Annotated in this window: 19 protein-coding genes; 5 read left to right on the forward strand and 14 right to left on the reverse strand. The window is 61.5% G+C overall.

Annotated features, from left to right (window positions below):
- Window positions 1–107: 107 nt before the first annotated feature.
- Window positions 108–626, reverse strand: a complete 519-nt coding sequence (locus ACQ4MY_RS18045) for a DUF3617 domain-containing protein (protein ID WP_008078876.1) — start codon at window positions 624–626, stop codon at window positions 108–110.
- Between the two features lie 131 nt (window positions 627–757).
- Here ACQ4MY_RS18045 and cls point away from each other — a divergent pair, with 131 nt between their 5' ends.
- Window positions 758–2,197: a cardiolipin synthase gene (cls, locus tag ACQ4MY_RS18050; protein ID WP_008078877.1), complete on the forward strand. Its 1,440-nt coding sequence runs from the start codon at window positions 758–760 to the stop codon at window positions 2,195–2,197.
- A gap of 31 nt (window positions 2,198–2,228) precedes the next feature.
- On the opposite strand, the gene cfaB is transcribed toward cls, so the two are convergent.
- From cfaB to hflK (ACQ4MY_RS18075), 5 genes are all read right to left on the reverse strand, one after another.
- On the reverse strand, window positions 2,229–3,416 hold the full coding sequence (gene cfaB / locus ACQ4MY_RS18055) for a C17 cyclopropane fatty acid synthase CfaB (protein WP_440096020.1): 1,188 nt from the start codon (window positions 3,414–3,416) through the stop codon (window positions 2,229–2,231).
- A 224-nt stretch (window positions 3,417–3,640) separates the two neighbouring features.
- Window positions 3,641–5,551 carry a heavy metal translocating P-type ATPase gene (locus ACQ4MY_RS18060; RefSeq protein WP_440096021.1) on the reverse strand — a complete coding sequence of 637 codons (1,911 nt, stop codon included), beginning with the start codon at window positions 5,549–5,551 and terminating at the stop codon, window positions 3,641–3,643.
- The gene (gene hflK, locus ACQ4MY_RS18065) at window positions 5,548–6,597 is read right to left on the reverse strand and encodes a protease modulator HflK (protein ID WP_440096022.1); all 1,050 of its coding nucleotides are present in this window, start codon (window positions 6,595–6,597) and stop codon (window positions 5,548–5,550) included. Before hflK (ACQ4MY_RS18065) ends, ACQ4MY_RS18060 begins: the two co-directional genes overlap by 4 nt.
- Window positions 6,594–7,634 (reverse strand): protease modulator HflC, encoded by a 1,041-nt coding sequence (hflC, locus tag ACQ4MY_RS18070; RefSeq protein WP_440096023.1) that lies wholly within the window; start codon window positions 7,632–7,634, stop codon window positions 6,594–6,596. Before hflC ends, hflK (ACQ4MY_RS18065) begins: the two co-directional genes overlap by 4 nt.
- Window positions 7,631–9,592, reverse strand: a complete 1,962-nt coding sequence (hflK, locus tag ACQ4MY_RS18075; RefSeq protein ID WP_440096024.1) for a protease modulator HflK — start codon at window positions 9,590–9,592, stop codon at window positions 7,631–7,633. Before hflK (ACQ4MY_RS18075) ends, hflC begins: the two co-directional genes overlap by 4 nt.
- A gap of 211 nt (window positions 9,593–9,803) precedes the next feature.
- On the opposite strand from hflK (ACQ4MY_RS18075), the gene lpdA reads away from it, so the two are divergent.
- On the forward strand, window positions 9,804–11,204 hold the full coding sequence (gene lpdA / locus ACQ4MY_RS18080) for a dihydrolipoyl dehydrogenase (RefSeq protein ID WP_008078887.1): 1,401 nt from the start codon (window positions 9,804–9,806) through the stop codon (window positions 11,202–11,204).
- A gap of 93 nt (window positions 11,205–11,297) precedes the next feature.
- Here the strand turns inward: lpdA and ACQ4MY_RS18085 are convergent, their stop codons facing one another.
- Complete coding sequence (locus ACQ4MY_RS18085) at window positions 11,298–11,771, reverse strand: Lrp/AsnC family transcriptional regulator (RefSeq protein WP_053125245.1); 474 nt, start codon at window positions 11,769–11,771, stop codon at window positions 11,298–11,300.
- Between the two features lie 144 nt (window positions 11,772–11,915).
- Here ACQ4MY_RS18085 and ACQ4MY_RS18090 point away from each other — a divergent pair, with 144 nt between their 5' ends.
- Window positions 11,916–12,545 (forward strand): LysE family translocator, encoded by a 630-nt coding sequence (locus ACQ4MY_RS18090; RefSeq protein ID WP_008078892.1) that lies wholly within the window; start codon window positions 11,916–11,918, stop codon window positions 12,543–12,545.
- Here the strand turns inward: ACQ4MY_RS18090 and ACQ4MY_RS18095 are convergent.
- The 7 genes from ACQ4MY_RS18095 to ACQ4MY_RS18125 all read right to left on the reverse strand — a co-directional run bounded on the left by ACQ4MY_RS18095 (window position 12,542) and on the right by ACQ4MY_RS18125 (window position 21,784).
- Window positions 12,542–14,680, reverse strand: a complete 2,139-nt coding sequence (locus tag ACQ4MY_RS18095; RefSeq protein WP_440096025.1) for a hypothetical protein — start codon at window positions 14,678–14,680, stop codon at window positions 12,542–12,544. The two genes, ACQ4MY_RS18090 and ACQ4MY_RS18095, sit on opposite strands and share 4 nt — an antisense overlap.
- A complete protein-coding gene (locus ACQ4MY_RS18100) occupies window positions 14,667–15,854 on the reverse strand; it encodes a DUF3142 domain-containing protein (RefSeq protein WP_440096026.1) in 1,188 nt (395 codons plus the stop codon). The genes ACQ4MY_RS18095 and ACQ4MY_RS18100 overlap by 14 nt, the downstream gene beginning before the upstream one ends.
- A 159-nt stretch (window positions 15,855–16,013) precedes the next feature.
- On the reverse strand, window positions 16,014–16,841 hold the full coding sequence (locus tag ACQ4MY_RS18105; RefSeq protein WP_440096027.1) for a class I SAM-dependent methyltransferase: 828 nt from the start codon (window positions 16,839–16,841) through the stop codon (window positions 16,014–16,016).
- A complete protein-coding gene (locus tag ACQ4MY_RS18110) occupies window positions 16,835–17,989 on the reverse strand; it encodes an acyltransferase family protein (RefSeq protein WP_440096028.1) in 1,155 nt (384 codons plus the stop codon). Before ACQ4MY_RS18110 ends, ACQ4MY_RS18105 begins: the two co-directional genes overlap by 7 nt.
- Window positions 17,986–18,867 (reverse strand): class I SAM-dependent methyltransferase, encoded by an 882-nt coding sequence (locus ACQ4MY_RS18115; RefSeq protein ID WP_440096029.1) that lies wholly within the window; start codon window positions 18,865–18,867, stop codon window positions 17,986–17,988. Before ACQ4MY_RS18115 ends, ACQ4MY_RS18110 begins: the two co-directional genes overlap by 4 nt.
- A complete protein-coding gene (locus ACQ4MY_RS18120; protein ID WP_440096030.1) occupies window positions 18,864–20,168 on the reverse strand; it encodes a glycosyltransferase in 1,305 nt (434 codons plus the stop codon). Before ACQ4MY_RS18120 ends, ACQ4MY_RS18115 begins: the two co-directional genes overlap by 4 nt.
- Window positions 20,162–21,784, reverse strand: coding sequence for a glycosyltransferase (locus tag ACQ4MY_RS18125; RefSeq protein ID WP_440096031.1), 1,623 nt, complete (start codon window positions 21,782–21,784; stop codon window positions 20,162–20,164). Before ACQ4MY_RS18125 ends, ACQ4MY_RS18120 begins: the two co-directional genes overlap by 7 nt.
- Before the next feature lie 427 nt (window positions 21,785–22,211).
- Between ACQ4MY_RS18125 and ACQ4MY_RS18130 the strand changes: the two genes are divergently transcribed.
- Window positions 22,212–23,126 (forward strand): GDP-mannose 4,6-dehydratase, encoded by a 915-nt coding sequence (locus ACQ4MY_RS18130; RefSeq protein WP_440096032.1) that lies wholly within the window; start codon window positions 22,212–22,214, stop codon window positions 23,124–23,126.
- The gene (gene gmd, locus ACQ4MY_RS18135) at window positions 23,123–24,094 is read left to right on the forward strand and encodes a GDP-mannose 4,6-dehydratase (protein ID WP_008078910.1); all 972 of its coding nucleotides are present in this window, start codon (window positions 23,123–23,125) and stop codon (window positions 24,092–24,094) included. Before ACQ4MY_RS18130 ends, gmd begins: the two co-directional genes overlap by 4 nt.
- Window position 24,095: the final 1 nt, after the last annotated feature.

The following is a 24,095-nucleotide window of genomic DNA, read 5'->3' on the forward strand; positions in this document are numbered from 1 at the left end:
AACCCTGTAGGAGCTGACGAGTGCAACGAGGCTGCGATCTTTTGATCTTGTTTTTGACAATCAAGATCAAAAGATCGCAGCGTGCCGCAGCTCCTACAGGGATCGCATTAAGCTCTTGGTTTTACAGCGCCGCAATCCTGGCCGAGCCAGACTGCGCGCGTCTCAAGGCTGCCCTTCTGGTTGATCCCGATCGCATTGAACGTGCCGTTGGCCACCGTGGTGAACTCGCGGTCACTGAGGAACGTTGCCACGCCGGTACCCTGCGCTTTCGGGCAGCTGAAGCGGAATTTCCACTGGTTGCCGGTGCGATCAGTAATCTGTTGCTTGCAGCCCGATTGCGGGTCGGCCAATGGAATATCGTTGGTCGCCACTTGCTCTGGCGTCAGGCAGGCACGGATACCTTTGCCGCCGATATTGATGCCGTTTTTCTCCAGCGCCGCGCGCTGTTGCGGGGTCATCTGCCCTTGCAGTTGACCGAGGATCGATTGCACATCCATCGGCTGGTCATCGACCTTGACGTTGCTCGATGTCATTTCCCACAGCCCCGGCTGCAGCATCTGCGCCTGCGCAACCAGCGGCAATGCCAAACCCAGGCCCAGCGCCAAACCCAGCAGACGAACGTTCATCGAAAAACTCCTGATCAGTAGTGGCCGTTAGACGTCGGCCGGTTGCTTCGGTTCATGCGCCAATTAAATAGCGACATTCACGACAGAACATGGTCTGTTAAGCATTGAATCTTCCGGAGCAAGGCTGCCCCATGGATTATTTTGGACCGCACATTTTCGGTTATCTGATCGCCCTGATACACACCCTCGGCTTGATCGCCGCCGTTCACGCGGTGCTCACCGTGCGCACGGCTCAAGGCTCGATCGCCTGGGCATTGTCGCTGATCTTCATTCCCTACCTCACGCTAATTCCGTACTTGGTGTTCGGTCGCAGCACCTTTGATGGCTACATCAAGGCGCGGCGCCAGGCCAACGAACAAATGCGTCAGGCGATCTCCGAACTGAACTGGCGCCCATGGGTGGAAGAAGCCCTCACCGCGCGCGCCTCCAGTGCCTACGCCTCGTTACGCGCAATGCCCAAACTGGGGCGTATGCCGTGCCTGGCCAACAACGAAGTGCAGTTGTTGGTGAACGGCACCGCCACGTTCGATGCGATTTTTCAGGCGATCGATCAGGCGAAAGAAGCCGTGCTGATCCAGTTTTTCATCATCCACGACGATCGACTTGGCCAACGCCTGCGCGATTTACTGCTGAAGAAAGCCGCCGCAGGCGTCTCGATTCACTTGCTCTACGACGGCATCGGCAGCCACGCCCTGCCCCACAGTTATGTACAGACACTGCGCGACGGCGGCGTCGAGGTGAAAGCCTTCGCCACCCGCAGCGGTTGGCTCAACCGCTTCCAGGTCAACTTCCGTAATCACCGCAAAATCGTCGTGGTCGATGGCGTGGTGGGATTTGTCGGCGGACATAACGTCGGCGACGAATACTTGGGCGAGAAGCCACCGCTGGCACCGTGGCGCGATACCCACGTCAAAGTCCGTGGCCCGGTGGTGGCGTGCATGCAGGAATCCTTTGCCGAAGACTGGTTCTGGGCCGCACGCACCCTGCCGCCGCTGATCCTGCCTGATGAATACCCTGACGATGGCGTGCTCTGCCAACTGCTTGCCAGCGGCCCGGCAGACGCCTACGAAACCTGCTCGCTGTTCTTCGTCGAGGCGATCCATGCGGCGACCGAACGTGTGTGGATCACCAGCCCGTATTTCATCCCCGATGAAGCGGTGTTCGCCGCGCTGAGACTGGCGGTACTGCGCGGCGTCGATGTGCGTTTGTTGCTGCCATCGCGCCCCGATCACCGCATCGTCTATGCCGCCTCCAGCCTTTATGCCTTTGAAGCGGTGCGCGCAGGCGTGCGCGTGTTCCGCTATGAGCCCGGGTTCCTGCATCAGAAAGTGGTGTTGATCGACAGCGAAATCAGCGCCATTGGCAGCGCCAATCTGGACAACCGCTCGTTCCGCCTGAACTTCGAAGTGATGCTGCTGACGGTCGACAGCGACTTCGCTGCCAGCGTGGAACAGATGCTCAATCAGGATTTCGAGCAGTCCTACGAAATCGCCAAAGAAGAAAGCCGGGAGATCCACCGCCTGCAACAACTCGGCATGCGGATCGCCCGGCTGATTTCACCGATTCTCTGAATCCCCTCTACCGCATGGAGAGGGAAGCCGCTTATGGGTTATAGATGTCGTCCCGCGTCCATGGCAGTTCATGGCTGCCATCCACGTGCGCCTTCACCGCGAGGATCTGGTGCAGATTGATCCAGCCGCGCGCAAACGCGTAGGCGCAACCAGCCAGATACAAACGCCAGATGCGCAGGGCCTGATCCGGCACCAGTTTGCCAGCAGCTTCGAGGTTGTCCTCCAGCTGTTCGCTCCAGTGATCCAGCGTACGCGCGTAGTGCAGGCGCAGGCTTTCGACGTCGACAATCTCCAATCCTGCTTCGCTGATCTCGGCCGAGATCATCGCCAGGTGTGGCAACTCACCGTTGGGGAATACGTACTTCTCGATGAAATCCCCGGCACCTCGACCCACCGGACGGCCATCGGTGTGCTTGGCGGTGATGCCGTGGTTCATCACCAGACCGCCCTCTTTCACCGCGCCGAACAGGGTTTTGCAGTACTCGGCCAGATTGGCGTGGCCGACGTGCTCGAACATGCCGACGCTGACCACTTTGTCGAAACGCCCGTCCTGGGGCAGATCGCGATAGTCGAGCAGTTGCAGTTCGATCTGGTCTTCCAGGCCTTCGGCTTTGACTCGCTCGCGCGCCAGTTCCAGTTGTTCCTTGCTCAGCGTGATGCCGAAGACTTTCGCCCCGAATTCACGCGCGGCAAAACGTGCCAGACCACCCCAACCGCAACCGACATCCAACAGGTATTCGCCCGGCTGCAAACGCAGCTTGCGGCATAAATGACGGAATTTGGCTTGCTGCGCCTGCTCAAGAGTTTCGCTGCCCGTTTCGAAATACGCGCAGGAATACGCCATGTCGCTGTCCAGCCAGAGCTGGTAAAACGCGTTGGACAGGTCGTAATGGTAGGAGATGGCTTTGGCGTCGGTTTCCTTGTCGTGCAAGGTGCGCACAGGATGACTGTCGTCATCGTCGCCGAGCAACGCATTACTCAATTCGTCGCAGACCCGGATGACTTCGCTGATCGAGCCCTCCAGTTCAAGCTTGCCTTCGACGAATGCCGCTCCGAGTGCATCGAGGCTTGGGTGGGTGAACTGGGTGACCATCTGCGGGTCCTTGACCACGATGGTGACGCTGGGCGCCGGCCCCAGATTGAACTCATGGCCGTCCCAGAGTCGCAGGCGAAGCGGTAGCTGCAGATTCTGTAAGGCCGGTGGAAGTTGCGCGAGCATGGAAAATCCCCCTTGTTTCAGACCGTCAGATCTGAGGGTAGACCATCCTGAAAAAATAGCAGGCTATCGATTTAATTAGCCAAAACTATCGTTGCAGACGCTCCAGCAAGCCTTCCAGAACCGACTGTTTCAACCCGCTAACAGCTTGCAGCGGCGCGCCCTCACCCTAAATGACTGCTAACGCGGCGCACAGTTCAGCCAATGCAGCGTGGGGGTCGAAGAGCTCAAATGATTTCCTCCTTGAGCTTGAGCAGCGGTTCCTGAAAACGCAGCAATCGCCCGGCGTTGCCGAGTACCAGCAACGTACTGAGGTTATGCAACAACGCGGCGATCATCGCCCCGGCAGCACCGAGCCAGCCAAATGCCGCAAACACGACGATCGCCAGCGTCCAGCCCAGACCGATGATGACGTTGACCTGCAGCGTCCTCCGGCACTGGCGGCTGAGGCGTACGCAGGTGCCGAGGCGGCGCAGATCGCTGCCGATCAGCACAATGTCCGCCGAGGCCAGTGCGATGTCCGCCCCGCCCGCGCCCATTGCCACGCCGACTACGCCAGCCTTCAACGCCAGCGAGTCATTGATGCCGTCACCGACCACCATCGGCCGGAAGCCGTCTTCGATTTCCTTGAGCACCCGATTGAGTTTGTCTTCCGGCAAGGCTTGCGCTTCGACCTCGTGCAAACCGACGTCCCGCGCCAGCGACTGAGCCACGCTGTGCCGATCGCCCGTCAGCAACAGTTGTCGACCCAGCCCCAGTTCCCGCAACTCAGCAAGGGCAAAGCGGGCTTCCGGTTTGACGCTATCGGCCAGCAGCAGCCAAGCGAGGAATTCACCGTTCAGGGCCAGTCCGGCAATCGGTCCGTCGTGTTCGGGCACCGTCGAGGTGGTGACGCCCAGTTGCGCGAACAGCTCCGGTCGCCCGAGCGCCGCTTCGCCCTGCCCGGTCATGGCAACGACACCGAGGCCCTGGCGCTCGTGAATGTCGGATAAAGGCACAGAGTGTTCCGGGCTGACCAACCCGGCCAATGCGCGACTGACCGGGTGACTGCTCGCCGCACCGAGACTGGCAGCCAGTGCGGTAATCGCGGAGGTGTCTGCGTGTGAGCTGTCGATTGATTGCAAACGCAAAGTGCCGTAAGTCAGCGTGCCGGTCTTGTCGACCACCAGCGACGTGAGGTCGGCCAGCTCTTCAAGGAACGCTGAACTGCGGATCAGAATCCCGTGCCGCGCCGCCACGGCCACCCCGGCAATCGCCGTCGCCGGTGCAGACAACACCAACGCACACGGACACGCCGCCACCAACACCGCGAGCATGGCTTGCGCATCGTTGGTGACAAACCAGGTCACCGCCGCCAGCAGCAACACCAGCACCATGTAGCTGCCGGCGTAACGTTCGAGCAACCGGGTGATCGGGGGTTTCGAGCGCTCGGCGTTTTGCATCAGTGCGATGACTTTGCCCAGGGTCGACTCATCGCCGGTGCGGGTAACTTCAATACGCAGCAGTCCATCAAGGTTGATCGCACCGCCGAACACCGTCATGCCGACGCCCGCCTCCACTGGCACTGACTCACCGGTAATCGAAGCGGTGTCGAGGCTGGCCTGACCCGACAACACCCGGCCGTCCGCCGGTACTCGGTCACCCGCGCGCACCTCGACGCAATCGCCGGACTTCAGTTTGCCGTTGTCCACTTCGATGATCGAACCATCAGCCTGAACCTTGCGTGCGTGGCTGCGGGTCAGTTGGCCGAGCGCATGAATCGCTTCCTGCGAACCGATGACGCTACGCTCCTCCAGCACATGGCCGAAGATCATGATGATCGGCAGCAACGCCGCCGTGAGCAGATCGCCCGTCGCCCACGCGCCGAGCATGGCCAAGGCAATCAGTTGATCGGTGATGCCGTGCAGACTCGGATATCGCAGGCTGTACCACGCCGAACGCATTACCGGCACGGCGACTAATAAAGAAGCAAAACCCAGCAGCAATTGGCTGACACCGGTTTGCTCCGGCACCAGCCAACGCCAGATCAAACCGAGGCCGAGCAAACCCAGCGCAAGCATGGCCAGGGTCAGTTGCCGGGCGGCGCGGCGTTGTTCGGCCGAGGACAACAAACTCGGTGCGGCGGTCGTCGCAGTCATTTACTGGCTCCCTGAATGATCAGGCGGGAATCGTCTTTCGGATCGACCGTGGTCACCGATCCGGCCTGGCCGAGAATCTTCGGCATGCGTTCGCGGTACAGGCGCAAGAGCATTTGCGGGTCGGTGCTGCTGGCCAGACTCGACACCGTGGCGGTGTCGGCCGAGGCTTTGGCCAGGCGTTCACCCGCCTGTGCGTGAGCCACTTGCAGCGTGCGGTCGGCTTGTTCGTTGGCGGTCTGGGTGAGTTTCTCGGCGTCGGTGCGCGCATTGGCCACGGCTTTGTCGGCTTGCTGGCTGGCGGTCAGCACGGCGTTGAACGCGCTGACTGCCGGATCCGGCAGACTCGATTGCACATCAACCCGCGCCACTTCGATGCCGATGCCCTGCCCGCTCGCCTTCAACTCGGCGAGGCGTTTGTTGATGCCTTGCACCAGATCACCGCGCAGCCGCTCACGGCGTTCGGCCGCTTGATTGTCGGCGCCGATCAATTCCGGGCGAGCGACAAGAATAGTGTCGAGATCGCGCGCGGCCGTCAGTGCCACGGCGCTGCGGGTGACCAAACGATCCAGCGCCGGCAGCACATGATCGGCCTGCAAGACGAAGTCGTTGGGGTCGGTAACTTTGTAAAACACCCGCACATCCAGTTGCACCACGCCGGCATCACCGGTCAATAAATAACCAGACCCGGCCAGCGCATCGCTCAGCGGTGTGGCGAACGAAGCGACGCGATCAGCCTTCAGCGCCTCATCGCTGCGCAACAGGTTTTCCACCCGGCGTTCGATGACTCGAGCCGCTGCGGGCAACAAAATCACCTGTTCGAAGGGCTGTGGCCAAGCCAATAACAGACCGGCGTTTTGTACGCGATCCAGTGCACCAAAGTGCAAAACCACGGCACGATTCTGCGGGTCGATCTGCCGCACGTTGGAAAATGCCCACGCCAATGCGGCCAACACGGTTACCGCGTACAGGGCGAAAAATGCCAAACGCCCGGCCTGAATCCACGGACTGTTCAGCGAATGTGTTCCACGTGGAACTTCTTCACTCATGGATGCGATCCGGATTTGCTGTCGAGTGTCGGCGGGCCATCGACCAGCACGCGAAATGGCGCGGCGTCGGTGCGCAGAATCAGTTTGGTATCCGGCGTGACAATGCTGCCGAGGGTATCCAGCGAACGCAGCAAGTTGTACAGCTGCGGCGAACTGGCGTAGGCACGACCGTAAATCTGCGCGGCTTCGACGCGAGATTGCGCTTCGATTTCTGCGGCTTTCACCGTGGCGTCAGCCTGGACAATTCGCGCATCGCGTTCGGCCGCGGAACGGATTTGCGCCGCTTCGCGTTTGCCGATCGCCGTACGTTCGGTGGCAATGGTTTCACGCTCGGCGCGCATGCGATCGACCGTGGCAGTCAGCGTCACCGACGGCAAGGTCAAACGCTCGATGCCGACTTGCACGACACGCACGCCATAAGTCGCGAGCAATTGCTGATCAATCTGCTGCCGTAACTGCGCTTCGAATTCAGCGATATGCACTTGGCTGGCATCGGTGTTCACCAGATTCGCCAGGTCGAAACTGCTCGCGGTGGTTTCCAGCGCCGAGCCAACGAAGGTACGAATCTGCCGCGCCGCTTCGTCCGGCTGGTTCTGCACTGCGCGCATGAAGCGCTGCACATTGTCCGGGTCGCCCTGCACCTGCCACGCTACGTAGGCTTGCACAATGATGCGCAAACCGTCGCGGGTGCCGACATCCTGCAAGCCGCTGGAGGTAGTGCGCAGACGCAGATCCACCGGGATCGCCGCCTCGAACGGTGCCGGCCAACGCCAGCTCAAACCCGGTTCAAGCAATACCCGCGACGGATTACCGAATCGCGTGATGACCGTGGCTTCACCGGAGCGTACTTGCACCAGGCTCGCTGCGGCAATGGCGAATGCCACCAGCAACACCGCCCAGCCCATGCGCCGCCACGGGAAAGGCCCCGCCTCTTCCGGCGCTCCGTGGTGATGATGCCCGTGATGATGGTGATGTCCGCCATGGCTGTGATCGTGGCCGCTGTGATCATGCGGTTCGTGCGTGTGCGACTGGCTCAATGGGCGACTCCTGGTTGAGCGTTGGTACGCGCGGGCGTCGGGTCAGCCGGCAGCGTGAAGGTCCGCAGGTCGATGGTCGGCGCATTGCTGCTGCCGCCGAGACGATGATCGAGTACCAGCAATTGGGCTTTGCTCAGACCTTGGCTGAGCTGCGCGAGATATTGCTCCAGCACAAAGGCCTGGCCGGCGCTGGCGTAGGCTTTTTGTTCGGCGCTGAATTTCAGATCCGCCGCCTGCGCCGTGGCACTGGTTTCGCGGGCGTTGGCGCTGGCCTGATCGCGAGCGAGGCTGGCCTGCAATTGCGCCTGATTACTCGCTTCGGCCGCTGCGCCACGCTCGCGGGAGATCAACGCCTGGGCACCGATCTGCGCCGCTTGCACCGCGTGATAAGCATTGGCGGCACCGGCCGGCGGGTGAATGGCTTCGACCACCGTGGCGAGAATCTCCACGCCGCTGTTGAGTTGTTGCAGGTCGCTTTGCACCGCGCGACCAATCTCTTCGCCCAGCCCTACCCGATCTTCGCCGAGCAAACCGTCGAGCGTGCGCGAGGCAAAGTCGTGCACCAGAATCCGGCTGGCGGTGCTGCGGATCAGTGTCGGTACATCAGCGCTGTTGTAAGTCGCAGCCAGCGCTGCCTGATCAGTCAGGCCGATGCGATAGACGAAACGTACGTCCATGTTGACGATTTGAAAGCTTTGCTGATCGCCACGGCTGCTGGCGATCACTTGCGACTTGTCGTTGACGTGACTGGCGTCCCACAAACGGTTGGCCGTCATCGGCGCCGGGCCTTCAGCAGGATCGGCTTGTGGCGGTGCCGGGTTCTCGCCGACGCTGGTAGCGAGTTCATGCACCACGCCGTTTTCGACGATCAACACGCGACCCAGCGGCCACGGCAAACCGGTGTGCAAACCGGGGCCAAAGACCTGCACCGGTTTGCCGAAGCGTTCATAAATGCCCCGACCTTGCAGCGGGATTTCATGGATGCCGGTGAGCAACCAACCCACCGCTGCGACCAGCGCCAGCACCGGCAGAAATGCTCGCCGCATGTAACTGAACGCCCAGATTTGACGCAAATCGATGCCAAAGCGGTTGTGCAATTCATGCTGCAATGCGAGCAACGGCTGCGGCGGCCAGCGCAGCATGTCGGCGACAAAACTGCGCGCCAATAGCGTCGGTTCCAGCTGTTCGCGGCGTGGGCTGAAGACCGAGAGTACGGAGCGCAATAGCAGCTCGATCGCGACCAATCCCGGCAAGATGCCGATGATTACCGCCACGCGAACCGGCCAAACCGCGTTCTCGCCAGCGAACAATAAGCACAGCGCGCCGAGCACCAGACTGATGATCGCCACGCGCGCCAATTGCGCCAGTGCTCCTGCTTCCGGCCATTGCGCTGGATTCTCCTGAGCGAGTTGTCGCTCCAGCACCAGCAAACCAAACGCCAGCAGCAACGCCAACGCCGCACCGACGGTGGCGGACACTCCAACGGCTGCGGCGGGCAACATCAGGTTCCACACCTGTTCGATGCTCAGCGCCACCAGCAACGCCCAACCGCCCAACCACAGCGCTGCTGCACCGATCTGGCCGAGCACATGCAAACCGCGCTGACTGAGGCGATCCAGCAGGCGTTCGTACCAACCTTCTGGCGCAATCGCTTGATCATCGGCAGTCGGCGTCAGCACAACAGGATTGATCACCCGCGCGCGCCATTGCGTCACCCACCATGCCGATTGCAGCCCTGCGACCAGCACCAGCAACGCTGCGCTCTGATTGACCAGCAGCGGCAGCCACAATGATTGCGGCGCAAACAACCCGACGAAAAACGCCGACAACCAGCCCGCTCCGGCCAATCCGCCGAGGCCCAACGCCCAATGCCGCAGTCGTCTGCCCTGCGTGGCCGCCTGCTGAAAACGCGGCAGTCCGGTCACCTGCGTGCCATCCACCTCCAGATCAACTTGCATATCACCCCAAAATCGTTGGCTCGCGGTTCATATCGTTACGATATAACGAAAAGCGTGAAATATTCGTACACAATTACCCGTATTCAAAGATGCTCAACCTGTCGCTTGCCTGAAGCCTTGACCGAAATGTCTGGAAACGCACATATTACGTTCGTAATTTTTATCGACAGCTACTTTTAGCGATCCGCATCCATTCATCAGGAGCAAGCGCATGAGCAACTATGACGTAGTGATTCTGGGCGGCGGCCCCGGTGGTTATAACGCGGCGATCCGCGCCGGGCAGTTGGGCCTCAAAGCTGCTTGCGTCGAAGGTCGGGCGACCCTCGGCGGCACCTGCCTGAATGTTGGTTGCATGCCGTCCAAAGCCCTGCTGCACGCCTCGGAGTTGTACGACGCGGCCATGGGTGCGGAATTCGCCAACCTCGGCATCGAAGTCAAACCGACGCTAAACCTCGCGCAAATGATGAAACAGAAAGACGAGAGCGTGACCGGCCTGACCAAAGGCATCGAGTTTCTCTTTCGCAAGAACAAGGTCGACTGGATCAAGGGCTGGGGCCACATCGATGGCCCGGGTAAGGTCACCGTGACTGACGATCAGGGCAACAAGGTCGAGCTGAGCGCCAAGGACATCATCATCGCCACCGGCTCCGAGCCCACTCCCCTGCCCGGCGTCGAGATCGACAACCAACGCATTCTGGATTCAACCGGCGCGCTGTCGCTCAGCGAAGTGCCCAAGCATCTGGTGGTCATTGGTGCCGGCGTCATTGGCCTCGAATTAGGCTCGGTGTGGCGGCGACTCGGCGCGCAAGTGACCGTGGTCGAATACCTCGACCGCATCTGCCCCGGTGTTGATGCCGAAGCCGGCAAAACCCTGCAACGCTCGCTGAGCAAACAGGGCATCGCCTTCAGGTTGAGTTCGAAAGTCACCAGCGCCACGTCTTCTGCCAGCGGTGTGCAACTGAGCGTCGAGCCTGCGGCGGGTGGCACGGCTGAACTGCTCGAAGCCGATTACGTGCTGGTGGCGATTGGGCGCCGTCCGTACACCCAAGGCCTCGGTCTGGAAAACGTCGGCCTGAGCACCGACAAGCGCGGCATGCTCGCCAATAAACAGCATCGCACCGAAGCCGCTGGCGTTTGGGTGATCGGCGACGTGACGTCCGGACCGATGCTCGCGCACAAGGCGGAAGACGAAGCGATGGCCTGCGTCGAGCAGATCCACGGCAAGGCCGGCGAGGTCAATTACGCCTTGATCCCTAACGTCATCTACACCAGACCGGAGCTGGCCAGCGTCGGCAAGACCGAAGAGCAGCTCAAGGCCGAAGGCCGCGCCTACAAGGTCGGCAAGTTTCCGTTCACCGCCAACAGCCGGGCGAAGATCAACCACGAAACCGAGGGGTTCGCCAAAGTCCTTGCGGATGAGCGCACGGATGAAGTGCTTGGCGTGCATTTGGTCGGGCCGAGCGTGAGCGAGATGATTGGCGAGTTTTGTGTGGCGATGGAGTTCAGTGCCTCGGCTGAGGACATTGCGTTGACGTGTCACCCGCACCCTACGCGGTCGGAGGCATTGCGCCAGGCGGCGATGAATGTCGAGGGGATGGCGACGCAGATGTAATCGTTTGGAAGATCAAAAGATCGCAGCCTTCGGCAGCTCCTACAGGGGTAAGCATTTCATGTAGGAGCTGCCGAAGGCTGCGATCTTTGCTTGTCAGGCCGGAAGATGTCCCAAAGGCAACGCCCCCGGCGTTTTCACCGTGTGAATCGCGAAGTTGCTGCGAATGTCACTCACCCCCGGCAGTTTCAGCAGGCAACCACTGAGAAAACGATCGTACGCGCGCAAATCCGGCACCACCACCTGCAACAGAAAATCCGATTCCCCCGAGACCAGAAATGCCGAGATCACTTCCGGCAACGCCGTCACCGCTGCGTAAAACGCCTCGGCCTGTTCGTCGTTGTGGCGCTCGACCTTGACCCCGACAAACACCGTCAGCCCTAAGCCGACTTCGTCGCGATCCAGATTGGCCTGATAGCCGCGAATCACCCCGGCCTCCTCCAGCATGCGCACCCGGCGCAGACACGGCGAGGCCGACAGACCGATTTCATCGGCCAGCTCAACGTTGCTGAGGCGTCCGTCACGTTGCAGGGCCGCGAGAATCTTGCGGTCGAAGGCGTCGAGTTTCATGTTTGGCAGATCCACAGAGTTTGAGCACTGAAAACCAGCAGATTATGCCAAAACAAGGTGATTTTGAAGCTGACTACGCAAGCACCTGCCCCGCCCTCCAGCCCTAGACTGACGTCACCGAATCGACAACGAAAGGACGCTGACGTGGCAAATCTCTGGCTGTTTTTCCTTGCCTTGGCGGTGGTCTATCTGTTGCCCGGCCCGGACATGATCCTGCTCCTGCAAACCGGCGCACGGCAGGGTCGCGGCGCGGCGTTGGCCACGGCGATCGGTTTGGCAATCGCCCGGGGCTGCCATGTCGCATTGGCCGCGCTGGGGCTGGCGGCGCTGTTCAAGGCGGCACCGTGGACGTTTGATGTGGTGCGGCTGGCGGGCGCGGCGTATCTGCTGTGGATCGGCGTTCAATGCCTGCGCAGCTCACTGGTGCCAGACCTGGCCACCGGCGCCCTCACCGCGACACCCGGACAATGGCGCGAGGCGATTCGCCGGGGGTTGCTGACTAACCTGCTCAACCCCAAGGCGCTGTTGTTCTGCTCGGTGCTGCTGCCGCAATTCATCGTCAATGACGGCGCGCAGGTCCTAAACCAGTTCGCCGTGCTCGGCCTGCTGCTGGTTGGCGTTGGTCTGCTGTTCGACAGCGCCTACGCCCTGACCGGCGCCGCATTGGGCCGTTGGCTGCAACACAGTCCAACGGCACAACGTGTTCAACAATGGCTGTTTGGCAGCCTGTTGATCGGCTTTGCGCTGCGCCTGACTTTCGTCCAGCAGGCTTAGCCCTTGCCGGCCTTGCGCCGGCGACGCATGAACAGCGCGAGCGCGACACCGATGAGCAACACAGCGGCACCGATCTGCACCGGCCATTTGTACGGTCGCAGCGTCGCGCGCACGGCATCGGTCACTTGGGTGACGTAGCGTTTGTCGGCGTTAGCGAAGTCCGGGCTCGGGCACTGTCGGCCGAAATCCTCCGCCCACTGCACGTACGGGCCTTCCTTGACGTAACGCTGATACAGGGCTTTCTGCTCTTCCACGCTGCTGTTGAAGCTGACGGCTTTGCACAGCACCGCAGCAAACGCCTGGCTGGTGTGCGGCAGGTTATCGGCAGCACGATCGGCCAACTCGGTCGCAACGAAACGGTAGTGAAAACGATGCTGCGTCAGGGCTTCACTGGCTTTCTGCCGTTGCACTTCGTCTTCGCTGACCAGCGGCCCGGCGACCAGCTCCTTGTTGCCGAGCTGATAGAAGCCGCCAAACGATACGTAGTCCGGCGCCATCTCGTAACCGAGAATCTCGAAGCCTGACTCACGCGCAACCACAGCGGCATTGAACAGTGCGGTGGCACGTTTCGTCGGCCACCAGGCGCTCTCCGCCGCCAGACGCTGCTCACCGTAATACCTGGCTTCTTCCTGCATCGTGCTGTTGGCGAAATAGTCGACGGCTTCGGCGTAATGGCCTTCACGCAACAAGCGTCGGGCCAGCAGATAGCGCAGGTTCTCGGCTATGTGCAACTGCCCGGCGTCGGCTCGCCCATCGTCAATCGGCGCTGCCGGGGCCGGGACGTTTTCATCGACGTACTGCTTGAGCTCTTCGACCGTCAGTACCCGCTCGGCGACGGCGGCGGCATCGAACCAATAGATGTTGTTGCTGCGATACAACTGCACAAAGGCTTGCAGGTATTCGCCGCGTTGCAACGCCAGAATCGCGCTTTCGCCCTCGACCCGGCATTTCGGTTGCACGGTTTCAAACGCCCAGTCTGCCGTGAGCTGGTAACCCCACGATTCACTTTGCGGAAAGGCCTGCGCAGCTTTGGCGTAAGCGGCGGCAGCGGCAGTTTTATCGCCATCGCGCACCGCCAGTTTGGCCCGCAACCACCAGGCCAGCCCGCCATCGCCGGCATTCTCGAGGAAGGCCCTGGCGCTGGCGTAATCACCCTGTTGATAATTCATCGCCGCCAGCCGATCAGCGTTTTCCAGCGTGCCGCGCGTGCTCTGCTGCAGCAGCGTGATGAGTTTTTTCTCGTTCGGCGGCTGCTCGCCAAACGACCAGCCCATTCGGCTGACCAACGATGCGGTGACCAATTGTTGCACCGGCTTACGCTCCAGCAGCTTCGCCAGCTCAGCCTCGGGCAACTCGGCCAGCTCATTCGTCAGTTGCTTCAACGACGTATACCCCACGGCCGAACCGTGCAGGTTTTGCGCCTCATACAGTTCAATGGCGCCGCTCCAGTCGCCGGCAGTGCGCAATACCCGCGCCTCTTCGCCAAGGCTGGCCACGCCCAGCTCCAGCGGATCACTGAAACCATCGATGCTCATTTGCCGCGCCTGGCGGAACGCTGCGCGCGATTGCTCCAGGGCTGCGACGGCGTCGTCGGCTTCACTGCTCATGGCAAACCAGGTACGCCCCAGGGAATAGGCCGCCCAGGTGCTGCGCAACGGCCGCTGATCAGCCGGCAGCGCCAACAGCTTGTTGAAATACTCGACCGCCAGCGCATGTTCGCCCGTGGCAAACGCCACCGCGCCCGCCACGTACAGACGAATTTCAGGCGGCAGACTGGCGCCCTGCTCTGCAACCTGACGCGCATCGGTCAGGCCACGCAGTTGCGCGACCAGCGCGGCCTGCTCGTTGCTCAATCCGAGCTGTTCGGCGTTGTCGCGGGCCTGGGTTGGCGCACTGTCGTCACCGTACATATCGTCGGGATCGTAAGTCGCGGCGGTGACATTCTTGAGCCCGGCGATCGTTTGGCCGAGACGGCTGATCTCGAACTTGAAGTTGCCCGCCGGCAGATTGGCCAGGGTCTGTCCGCGATCGTCGAGCAGACGATTGGGAAAATCCGGACCACAGGCCAGCGCGGAACCCAGCGGCAGGCTGAGGCTCAGGCAGAGCAGATGGCGGGGCCAGTTACGGGTCAACATGCGAACCTCCTTGATCAATAGTCGCGCAACGCGCCCAACCGATGGCGCGCTGCCCGCCCGCCGGCAATCGGCCGTCGCGCAGGCGGGTGAAGGTAAGCAGATCGGCGCTCTGTTGCAATGCATATCCGGCGAGCGCATCGGCGCCTTCACAGCCTCGCGCCTTGAGCGTTATCCGCGCCGGCCAGGCGCTGTCGAGATTGCCGCGGTTGTCGAGGCTGATGTCGGAGAGGCCGTGGTGTTCGCTGAACGTCAGGCCGAGCTGGCTGACCAGTTGCTCACCACGCGCGACCGCGCGCAGGGTGGTCAGGCTCCAGGCGCGGCGATCGTTGGCCAGCGGCAAGCGAAACCAGATCAGCCCGGCCAGATGCGCCGGCGGGTCTTCACGCAAAACCTTGCCGAGTTGGCTCAATGCCAACGGATCGGCGAGCAGTTCGCGGCGTTCACCGGCTCGCTCAAGCTGCACTTCGCTTTCCACCAGCGGCGCGCCGCCGTCATCCGGCAACAGCGCCACGCCATAGGCCGGCAGCGCCAGATAAAACGGCTTGTCGCTCACGCGCGCCCAGGCCTTGCTCCACTTCAACGCCTGCTCAGGATCAAACAGACCGTGGCGTGGATCGCTGACGGCGTGCACTTGCAGCACGCTGCTGTCGACGGTGTGCAGAAGGGTTGGCAGTTGCGCGCTGGACAGCCACGCCGGCAACGCGGTGATGCTCAGTGGCAGCGAACTCGGCAATGCCGCCCGCAGATGCTGAAGAAACTCGCTATAGGCCGGCAATCGCGCATTACCGGCGTCGTGATCGATCTCGACGCCGCTCGGCGTCAGGCCTTGCGTCTGCCAATCGGCGAGCACCTGAAGAATCTGCGCAGTGACTTGATCCTGATCCAGCGCCTTGAGTTGCCCGTCGAGGCGGATTACCGCGATCACGGGGCGCCCATCGGCTTTCAACAACGACGAATCAACCCGCGCGCGGCGCCAGCCTGCATTGGGAAAGGCTTGCAGCGCCAGCACGCGCAGCGTCGAGAAGTCACTGTGACTGTCACGCAGCGCCGTTTCATGGGCGGGCGTCCACTGGCGTTGCCAGACATACAGTTGCTGATCCAGCACCGGTGCATCGTGCTGCTCGCAGCCTGCAAGCAACAACACCGTGATCAGCATCGAAAAACCGAACCGCATCAAATCGCCAATCCCTGCCGACAAAAGACCGCAGGTTACACAAAAATCCTCTGCGACCTGTAGGAGCTGTCGAGTGAAACGAGGCTGCGATCTTTTGATCTTCAAAATCAAATGATCGCAGCCTCGTTTCACTCGACAGCTCCTACAGGCACTCGGAACTCAAGGCTTGCGCGCGATGATCACCTGACTTTTCGCCACCACCGCGTCCAGCGCCTGCTTGATCTGCGCGCCACGCGGCGAATCGAGCACCGCTTGCCAGGTCTCGGCCCAATGATTGAGCAGCGGATGATCCGGGTTGCTGAAATCGACCTTGGCTTCCCAGAACAACAGCATCCACAACGACCAGTAAAAACCGTACTGGCTGTGGCTGATGATCTCCAGCCCCGCCTCGCTGACCATCGCCTTGAACTGCTCTTCGCTGATGACGCGAATGTGGTTGGGCTTCTGGAAATACTCGGGCGCGGCGATGTCTTTCTGCAGGTCTTCGGAGCTTGGGTGCGGCACGCTCAACAGGTACAACGCGCCCGGTTTGCCGACACGCACCAGCTCCGCGAGAAACTGCGCGGGATCGTCGACGTGTTCGAGCACTTCCGTGGACACCACGCGCGTGGCCGTAGCGTCGGCAATCGGCAACGGATTGCAGTCGGTGACGTGGCATTCGATGTCACGCGCCGGGGTATCGCCCAGGCGCAGGCGGGTCGCTTCGACCTTGGCGCCGTCGATATCGGCAATGATGATCTTCGCCCCGCGCATGCCGCAGAAATGCACGTTACCGCCATCGCCGCAGCCGACGTCGAGCAAGGTGTCATCGGCCGACACCACAAAGCCTTTGAACAACTCGTTGGTCTCCTGGTTGAACCAGCCGCTGAGCTTGGCATCGTAGAGGCCGAGCATGTACGGGTCGACCTTGCCGGTGACCGGGGCAACGGGTTCTGCCGGCGCCGGCACGGGCGTCGCCGCCGTGAGTTTCTTCAACAGTCTCAGCATGAGGTGGCTCCAGGGGATGGGACGGCGGTTGGGACGGTGCCAAGGCGCTTGACCAACGCAGCACCGCGATTGCGCAGGGGCATTTCGATCAGGCGGTAATTAAGCTCGCTGAGCAGCACGATCAGGCCGCCGGCCATCATCAGCGTGAGGATCGGGTGCCCGGCCGGGCTCGGCAGGCCGGCGCTCTGCAAGCGGAAAATAACTTCACGCACGGTGAGATAAGCGGGAATGTGGATCAGATAAATGCCATAGGAACGACTGCCCACCCACGCCAGCAAACGCTGGACCACGCCCGCCGGCATCAGGTAATCACGGTTGTAGGAAGCAATCCATACCAGCACCGCGCACAGCACGGCGATCGAGCCGATGCGGTAATTGGTGAAGGTAAAGCGGTCGGTGGCCATGAAGCTCAACAGCGCGCCGATTCCGATCAGCGCCGCGATGCCGGCCCACGGTCGACGCAGAAAGGTCGGCTGCCAGCGCTGATAACTCGGCTGCGCGCTCCACATCGCCAACAGCACACCGAGTGCCAGCGCATCGGTGCGCACGACCATCAGCAACGGCGTGCGCAAGGTGTAGATCTGCACCGCGACCAGCGCCAGCAACACCCACACCAGGTGCTTGCGGCACAGCACGATCAGCAGCGGGAACAACAGATAGAACTGCTCCTCCAGCGCCAGGCTCCAGTAGACAAAACTGCTGCCGTACTCGTAATGAAAGAAGCTGTCGGCAAAGCGGAAGTTGGCGTATTGCAGAACCCCGGCCAACGTCGCCTGCCAGTTCGCGGCCAATGTTCCGAACGCTCCGGAGCGATTGAAAAACACGCACGCCAGCAGAATCAGCGCCAGCCATAACCAGGCCGACGGCAATAAGCGAAACACCCGGCGCAGCCAGAAATTGCGCGTCTGCGCCCAGTATTGCTGGCGGCTGGTGCAGCCTTGCAGCGCCGGAATCAGGCTGCGCGCAATGACGAAACCGGAAATCGCGAAAAACAGATCGACGCCCCACCACGGCTGCGCCCAGGCATGGATTTTTTCCAGCAGCGGCACCGGATCGGTGAACAGGCTGCCCTGCAGGTGATGAAACAACACACCGAGTACCGCGATGGCGCGCAGGACTTCGATGTCCATGATTCGTTTGCCGTTCATGGCGTGTCTCCGGTGGCCAGCGGTTTGCGGGCGATGATCACTTGGCTCTTGGGCATGAAGCGGTCGAGCGTCTGCTTGATGGCCAGGCCCTCGGGTTGCGTGAGCAAGTCTTGCCAGGTGCGCGCCCAACTCTCCATCAAGGGTGGATACGGCGCCTGAATGCGGTCGCGCACCGCGCCGCCAGGATCACGCCCGGCCGCACGCTCACTGGCCCAGAAAAAAATCATGCCCATCACCCAGAAAAACCCGCTGGCCTGACGGTGCTCGATCACCAGCCCGGCGTCTTCGACCAACGCGGCGAAGCGCTCGGGGGTGAAGATCTGCACATGGTTGGGGGCTTGGTAATAACTGTCGGGGGCGATGCCTTTCTGCAAATGCTCGCCCATGGGCGCCGGCACGCTGAGCAGGTATTGCGCACCGGGGCGGCCCATGCGCACCAGTTCAGCCATGAACGGTTCAGGCTCGGTGATGTGCTCGAGCACTTCCATGCACACCACTTTGCTGGCGCAACCGGCGGCCAGTGGCAACGGCAGGCTGTTGCTGACCAGCCCGAGATTCGCCTGCTGGCTTTGCGCCTCGACTTGCCGGGCGAGCTCGCGCACCTTGTCGTATTCGCTGTCGGTGAAGATCACCGAGGCGCCCTGACGCACGGCGAACAACGTCGCCACCCCCTCACCGCAACCGACGTCGAGTAGGGTGTCGTCAGCCGTAATGGCAAAGCCCTTGAGCAATTCGCCCGTGGCATTCAAGAACCAGCCGTCGAGCACCGCATCGTGCAGACCGACCATACGCGGCGACCCCGTCGCGGACGGCTCCGGGGTCGGCAGAGGCGTCGGCAGAGGGGGCGCAAACCACCGGGCGAGCAGACGACGAATCATGCGGTCGACGCTTGCACAGTCAGCGTCTTGGCTGGCTCCAGGTGCGCTTCGAAAAACGCCCGCAGACGCTGCTCGGTGCTGGCCTGGCTGCAAAACCGTTCGAGGTTACGCACTGCCCGCGCGGACATGGCGGCATAGCGCTCGACATCGTTTTTCGCCACCGCATAACTGGCGCGATACGCCGCACACAAGGAATCCCAGTCGGTCATGTAACGCAGAGTGCGGTAGGCCGCTCGTGGGTCATGGGGCCAGGCCGTGAGTTCTTCGGTGAAGTCGACAATGAATGCACAGTCGCTGTCGATGTAGTCGGCCATCGCCGTGTTCAGCGGGGCAATCGCCGGTTTGCCGCACGACATGAATTCCATCAGCGGCAGGCACTGCCCTTCACCGTAGGAACTGTTGACCACGTAACTCGTGGCCTCCACCAGGCGTTCGTAATCGGGGTCGGCCAGATACCCGTGGATGAGCACGATCCGGCACTGATACGCCTGGTTTTTGTAGAGGTGATGGAGCATGTCGTTCAACGCATTGGCGATGTCATGGTGCGTCAGCTTCAGCACCAGCGTCGCGTCCGCCGTATCGCGGAACGTGGTGCAGAACGCGCTGATCATGTCCTGCCAGTTCTTGCGCCCGTCATAGGGATTGAACACCGAGGTGTAGACCACGCCGTCGAGTTGCAACGTGCAATCCTGCGGCGGACCACTCAACGAGAGGGGAATGCCCTCGCGCAATTCGGCCGGGCCGTAGGCGCGCAGGTCGGTCGTGCGACTGTCGATCAACAGGCCGCGCAGGTTCAGCTGCACGGCCTCGACCACCGGGGATTTGCTCAGGTGTTCACCGCGTGCGGCGAAGCGATCCCACACCGGGGCCGGGATGGCGCAGATCGGATAATCCTCGCCCATCACCGCACGCACAGCGTTGACGGTGAACGTCGAATGAGTGATCGCCCTGCCGCTGGCCGCCAGCACCACGCGCCAATCGTGGCGCGGTTCACCTTGCCAGCTTTCGGTCGGGATGGTGCTGAACTCCCAGGCGAATACCGGGATGGTCGGACAGGCGTAATGCGTCGGCGTGCGATGAGGCGGCGAGAACGACAGGTACACACACGCCTCGCCCCGGCTCTGGCAGTCGAAATACAGACGATCAACCAACTCGTCCGGGTGACTGACTTCTATCACCTGACCGATGCGCTCCAGTACCGGGCGAAATTCCTTGAGCACAAAGTAATAGCTGTACTCGGGCCGCCCGAGGTTTTGCTGGATATTGCTCTTGTTGGTTTCCGAATGAATGATGATCAGCATGCGGCGGTCCCCGCTTCGGCTGGCTGTGGCGCTGTGGTACGCATCGGCGTCAACCCGAGAAATTGCGCCAGGCGCTGCTGCACCGGGGTAAAGCTGCAGTAATCGTGCATGCGTTGCTCAGCGGCGGCGGCCATGGCCAGATAGGCCTGGGGCTGGTTCTTGGCCATCGCGTAGCTGTCCTCATAAGCGGCTTTCAACGATCCCCAGTCGGGGCGATGGCGCAGGGTGCGATAGAGAATGCGCACGTCTTCCGGCCAGATCGTCGGCTCGCGGCTCGACTTGACGATGAAGCCGACGTGTTCGTCGATGTAATCGCCCATCGCCGTGTGGTTCGGCGCAATCACCGGCCGTGCGCACGACATGAATTCCATCAACGGCAGGCACAAGCCTTCGCAGCGCGAGGCGTTGACGTAGAAACTCGCCGCGCCATACAACCGGGCGAATTCTTCGTCTTCCAGATAGCCGTGCATGACCACCACACGACAGGCAAACGGTGAGAGTTGCGAGAGCAGCGTGATCAAGTGAACGTAGTAGCTCGACAGGTCGTTCTGGGTGATTTTCAGCACCAGCGTCGCATCTTCGACATCGCGCATGGCCCAGCAGAACGCGGTGATCAGGTGATGCCAGTTCTTGCGCCCGTCCTCGGGATTGAACACGCTGACGTAGACCACGCCACTGACGTCGATCTGCACCTGTTCCTGGGTATCGGGCAGCACGGCTTGCGGGTGTTCGGCCTGTTCAAGGGCCTCCGTGACGCTGGTCGCCAGCGGCAAGGAGGCAGCAGAGGAGGCACGCCGTGCGGCGATTTTCTCGCGCAGCGCGGCGGGCAGCAGGTCGCTGACCGCTTCGCGGTACCACAGCAGCGCATGGTGTTTGAGCAAAAACAGCGGCCCATGCTCGGACGGGCTCGTGAGGCCGCGATAGCCCTCACGCAGGTAATGTTTGGTGATGAATGCCCGACGCCGCAAGGTCAACGCCGGTGCTGTCGCGGGCTCGGCAACCGGTTCAGCCAGACCGCGCACTTCCAGCTCCTGTTCACTGTGAATCGGCGCGATCAGGCCATCAGCAGACAACCCCAATGCCCGGCTGTCGATGATGCAGCCCTTGATCTGCAACGTCGCCCCCGCGCTCGAAGCGGCGGCCGGGTACTGCTGACGTACACCGGCAAAGCCCTCCCACAACGGTGTCGGCAGGACCAGTACAGGGAAGTCTTCACCCATCGTGCGGCGAATCGCTGCGGCCGTGTGACTGGACAACGTGATGACCCGACCATGACGCGCCAGGGTCTGGCTCCAGTCCTGGCGCGGGTCATCGTCGTGGCACTCGGACGGGATCGAATCGTACTCCCACGCAATCACGCACACCGTCGGGCATTGCAGGTCGGTCGGGGTCTTGTGCGGCGGTGAGAACGACAGAAAGAGACAGTCCTGACCGGCCTCCTGCAACTGCCGATACAGCGGATCGACTTCAGCCGCCGACGCCACCACGTGGACTCGCCCAAGGCTTTCCAGCACCGGGCGATAGGCCTTGAGTACGAAGTAGTAACTGTATTCGGGACGCCCGAGACTCTGGCTGATGGAGCGGTCGTTGACGTCCGAGTAAAGAATGAAATTCATGGCATCCCACGATGAAACCACCATCCCGGCAGTCTCATGCTATGACGGCCAAGCGTCGGATCGAGTCGGTATTACCGGCAATCGTCCTTCGTCATGGAGTACGTCTTCGTTCTTGTTTTAGTGGTCGGTTTCACTCCGGCTCGCAACCCCTCCGGCGAACTTTGAAGGATGGCGGCGAAGGGCATTCTAAACACATCCATCAAGGATCCGTGAACCGCCCGGCGAGAATAAATTTGGCTACGCTGACGAGAACTGACCAGTCACGGTTTGGCCTGTTGAAATTGCCGAGCAATTGGCACAGATTGTTAACAAACAACTACAACAACTGACTTCGCCCGTCTTTTAGCCGGTTTTTCTTTCGGTCTGTAAGACCTTCCCCCAAAGCCTGTGGGAAAGTGGCGCAAGTTCAAGACCAAGGGGTCGCTGTTTGAAAAAGCGTCTGTTCGTCACGGGTCTCAGTGGATTCGTGGGACAACATATTCAGTCGCGTCTGGCGTTGGCGGATTCGTCGTGGGAGCTGCTGCCTGCCGCTGCGCCCTACGACCTCACCGATCCGCACAGCCTCACCGACCTGTGGCCGCAACTGCCGGATGCCGTCATTCATCTGGCCGGCCAGACCTTCGTCCCCGAAGCCTTCCGCGATCCGGCGCGCACCCTCGAAATCAACCTGCTCGGTACCCTCAACCTGTTGCAAGCCCTCAAGGCGCGCGGCTTTGCCGGCACATTCCTGTATGTGAGCTCCGGTGACGTCTATGGCCAGGTCGGCGAAAACCACCTGCCGATCACCGAGCAACAATCGCCCTGCCCGCGCAACCCCTACGCCGTGAGCAAACTCTCGGCGGAATTCCTCAGCCTGCAATGGGGCCTGAGCGAAGCCTGGCCGATACTGGTCGCGCGGCCGTTCAATCACATCGGCAGCGGCCAAAACCCAAGCTTTGTGATTGCCAGTGCCGCCCGCCAGATCAATCGCATCAAACAAGGCCTGCAGGCACCGCAGCTGGAAGTCGGCGATATCGACGTGACACGGGATTTTCTCGATGTCGGCGATGTGATCTCGGCCTACTTCGCGCTGCTGGAAAAAGGCACACCGGGGCAGGTCTACAACATCTGCTCGGGCCGTGAACAGAGCATCCGCAGCCTGATCGAGCAGCTCGGCGATCTGGCCGAGGTCGAGCTGCAACTGGTTCAGGACCCGGCGCGCATGCGGCGCGCCGATCAGCGTCGCGTTTGCGGCAGCCATGCCAGGCTGACCCAGACCACAGGATGGACGCCTGAAATCACTACACAACAATCCCTGCGGGCGATCCTGTCCGACTGGGAGACGCGAGTAAGCCAAGAATGACAAAAAGTGCACTGATCACAGGGATCACCGGCCAGGACGGCGCTTATCTGGCCAAGCTGTTGCTCGACAAGGGCTACAAGGTTCACGGCCTCGTCGCTCGGCGCAGCAGCGATTCGCGCTGGCGCCTGCGCGAGCTGGGCGTCGAAGCCGACATTGTCTATCTGGACGGTGATATGGCCGATGCCTGCTCGGTACAGCGTGCGGTCATTCAATCGGCGCCGGACGAAATTTATAACCTCGCCGCGCAGAGCTTTGTCGCCGCCTCGTGGAATCAGCCGGTGACCACCGGCATCGTCGATGGCCTGGGCGTCACCCACGTGCTTGAAGCGATCCGCCAGTTCAGCCCGCACACCCGCTTTTATCAGGCCTCGACCAGTGAAATGTTCGGCCTGATCCAGGCCGAGCAGCAGGACGAAAACACGCCGTTCTACCCGCGCAGCCCTTACGGCGTGGCCAAGCTGTACGGCCACTGGATCACCGTCAACTACCGTGAAAGCTTCAATCTGCACGCCAGCAGCGGCATCCTCTTCAACCATGAATCGCCACTGCGCGGCATCGAGTTCGTCACCCGCAAAGTCACCGACGCCGCCGCTCGCATCAAGCAAGGCAAACAGCAGGAGCTGGCGCTGGGCAACATCGACGCGAAACGCGACTGGGGTTTCGCCGGCGACTACGTCGAAGCCATGTGGCTGATGCTGCAACAGGACAAGCCTGACGATTTCGTGGTCGCCACCGGCGTCACCACCACGGTGCGCGAAATGTGTCGCATCGCCTTCGATCACGTCGGCCTCAACTACCGCGATTACGTGAAGATCGACCCGGCATTCTTCCGTCCGGCCGAAGTTGAAGTGCTGCTCGGCAATCCGGCCAAGGCTCAGCGCGTGCTGGGCTGGAAGCCGAAAACCGACCTGGATACCTTGATCCGCATGATGATGGATGCGGACATGAAACGCGTCGCCAAGGAGTAGG

Source organism: Pseudomonas sp. SM4, assembly GCF_051913165.1.
Lineage (GTDB): Bacteria > Pseudomonadota > Gammaproteobacteria > Pseudomonadales > Pseudomonadaceae > Aquipseudomonas.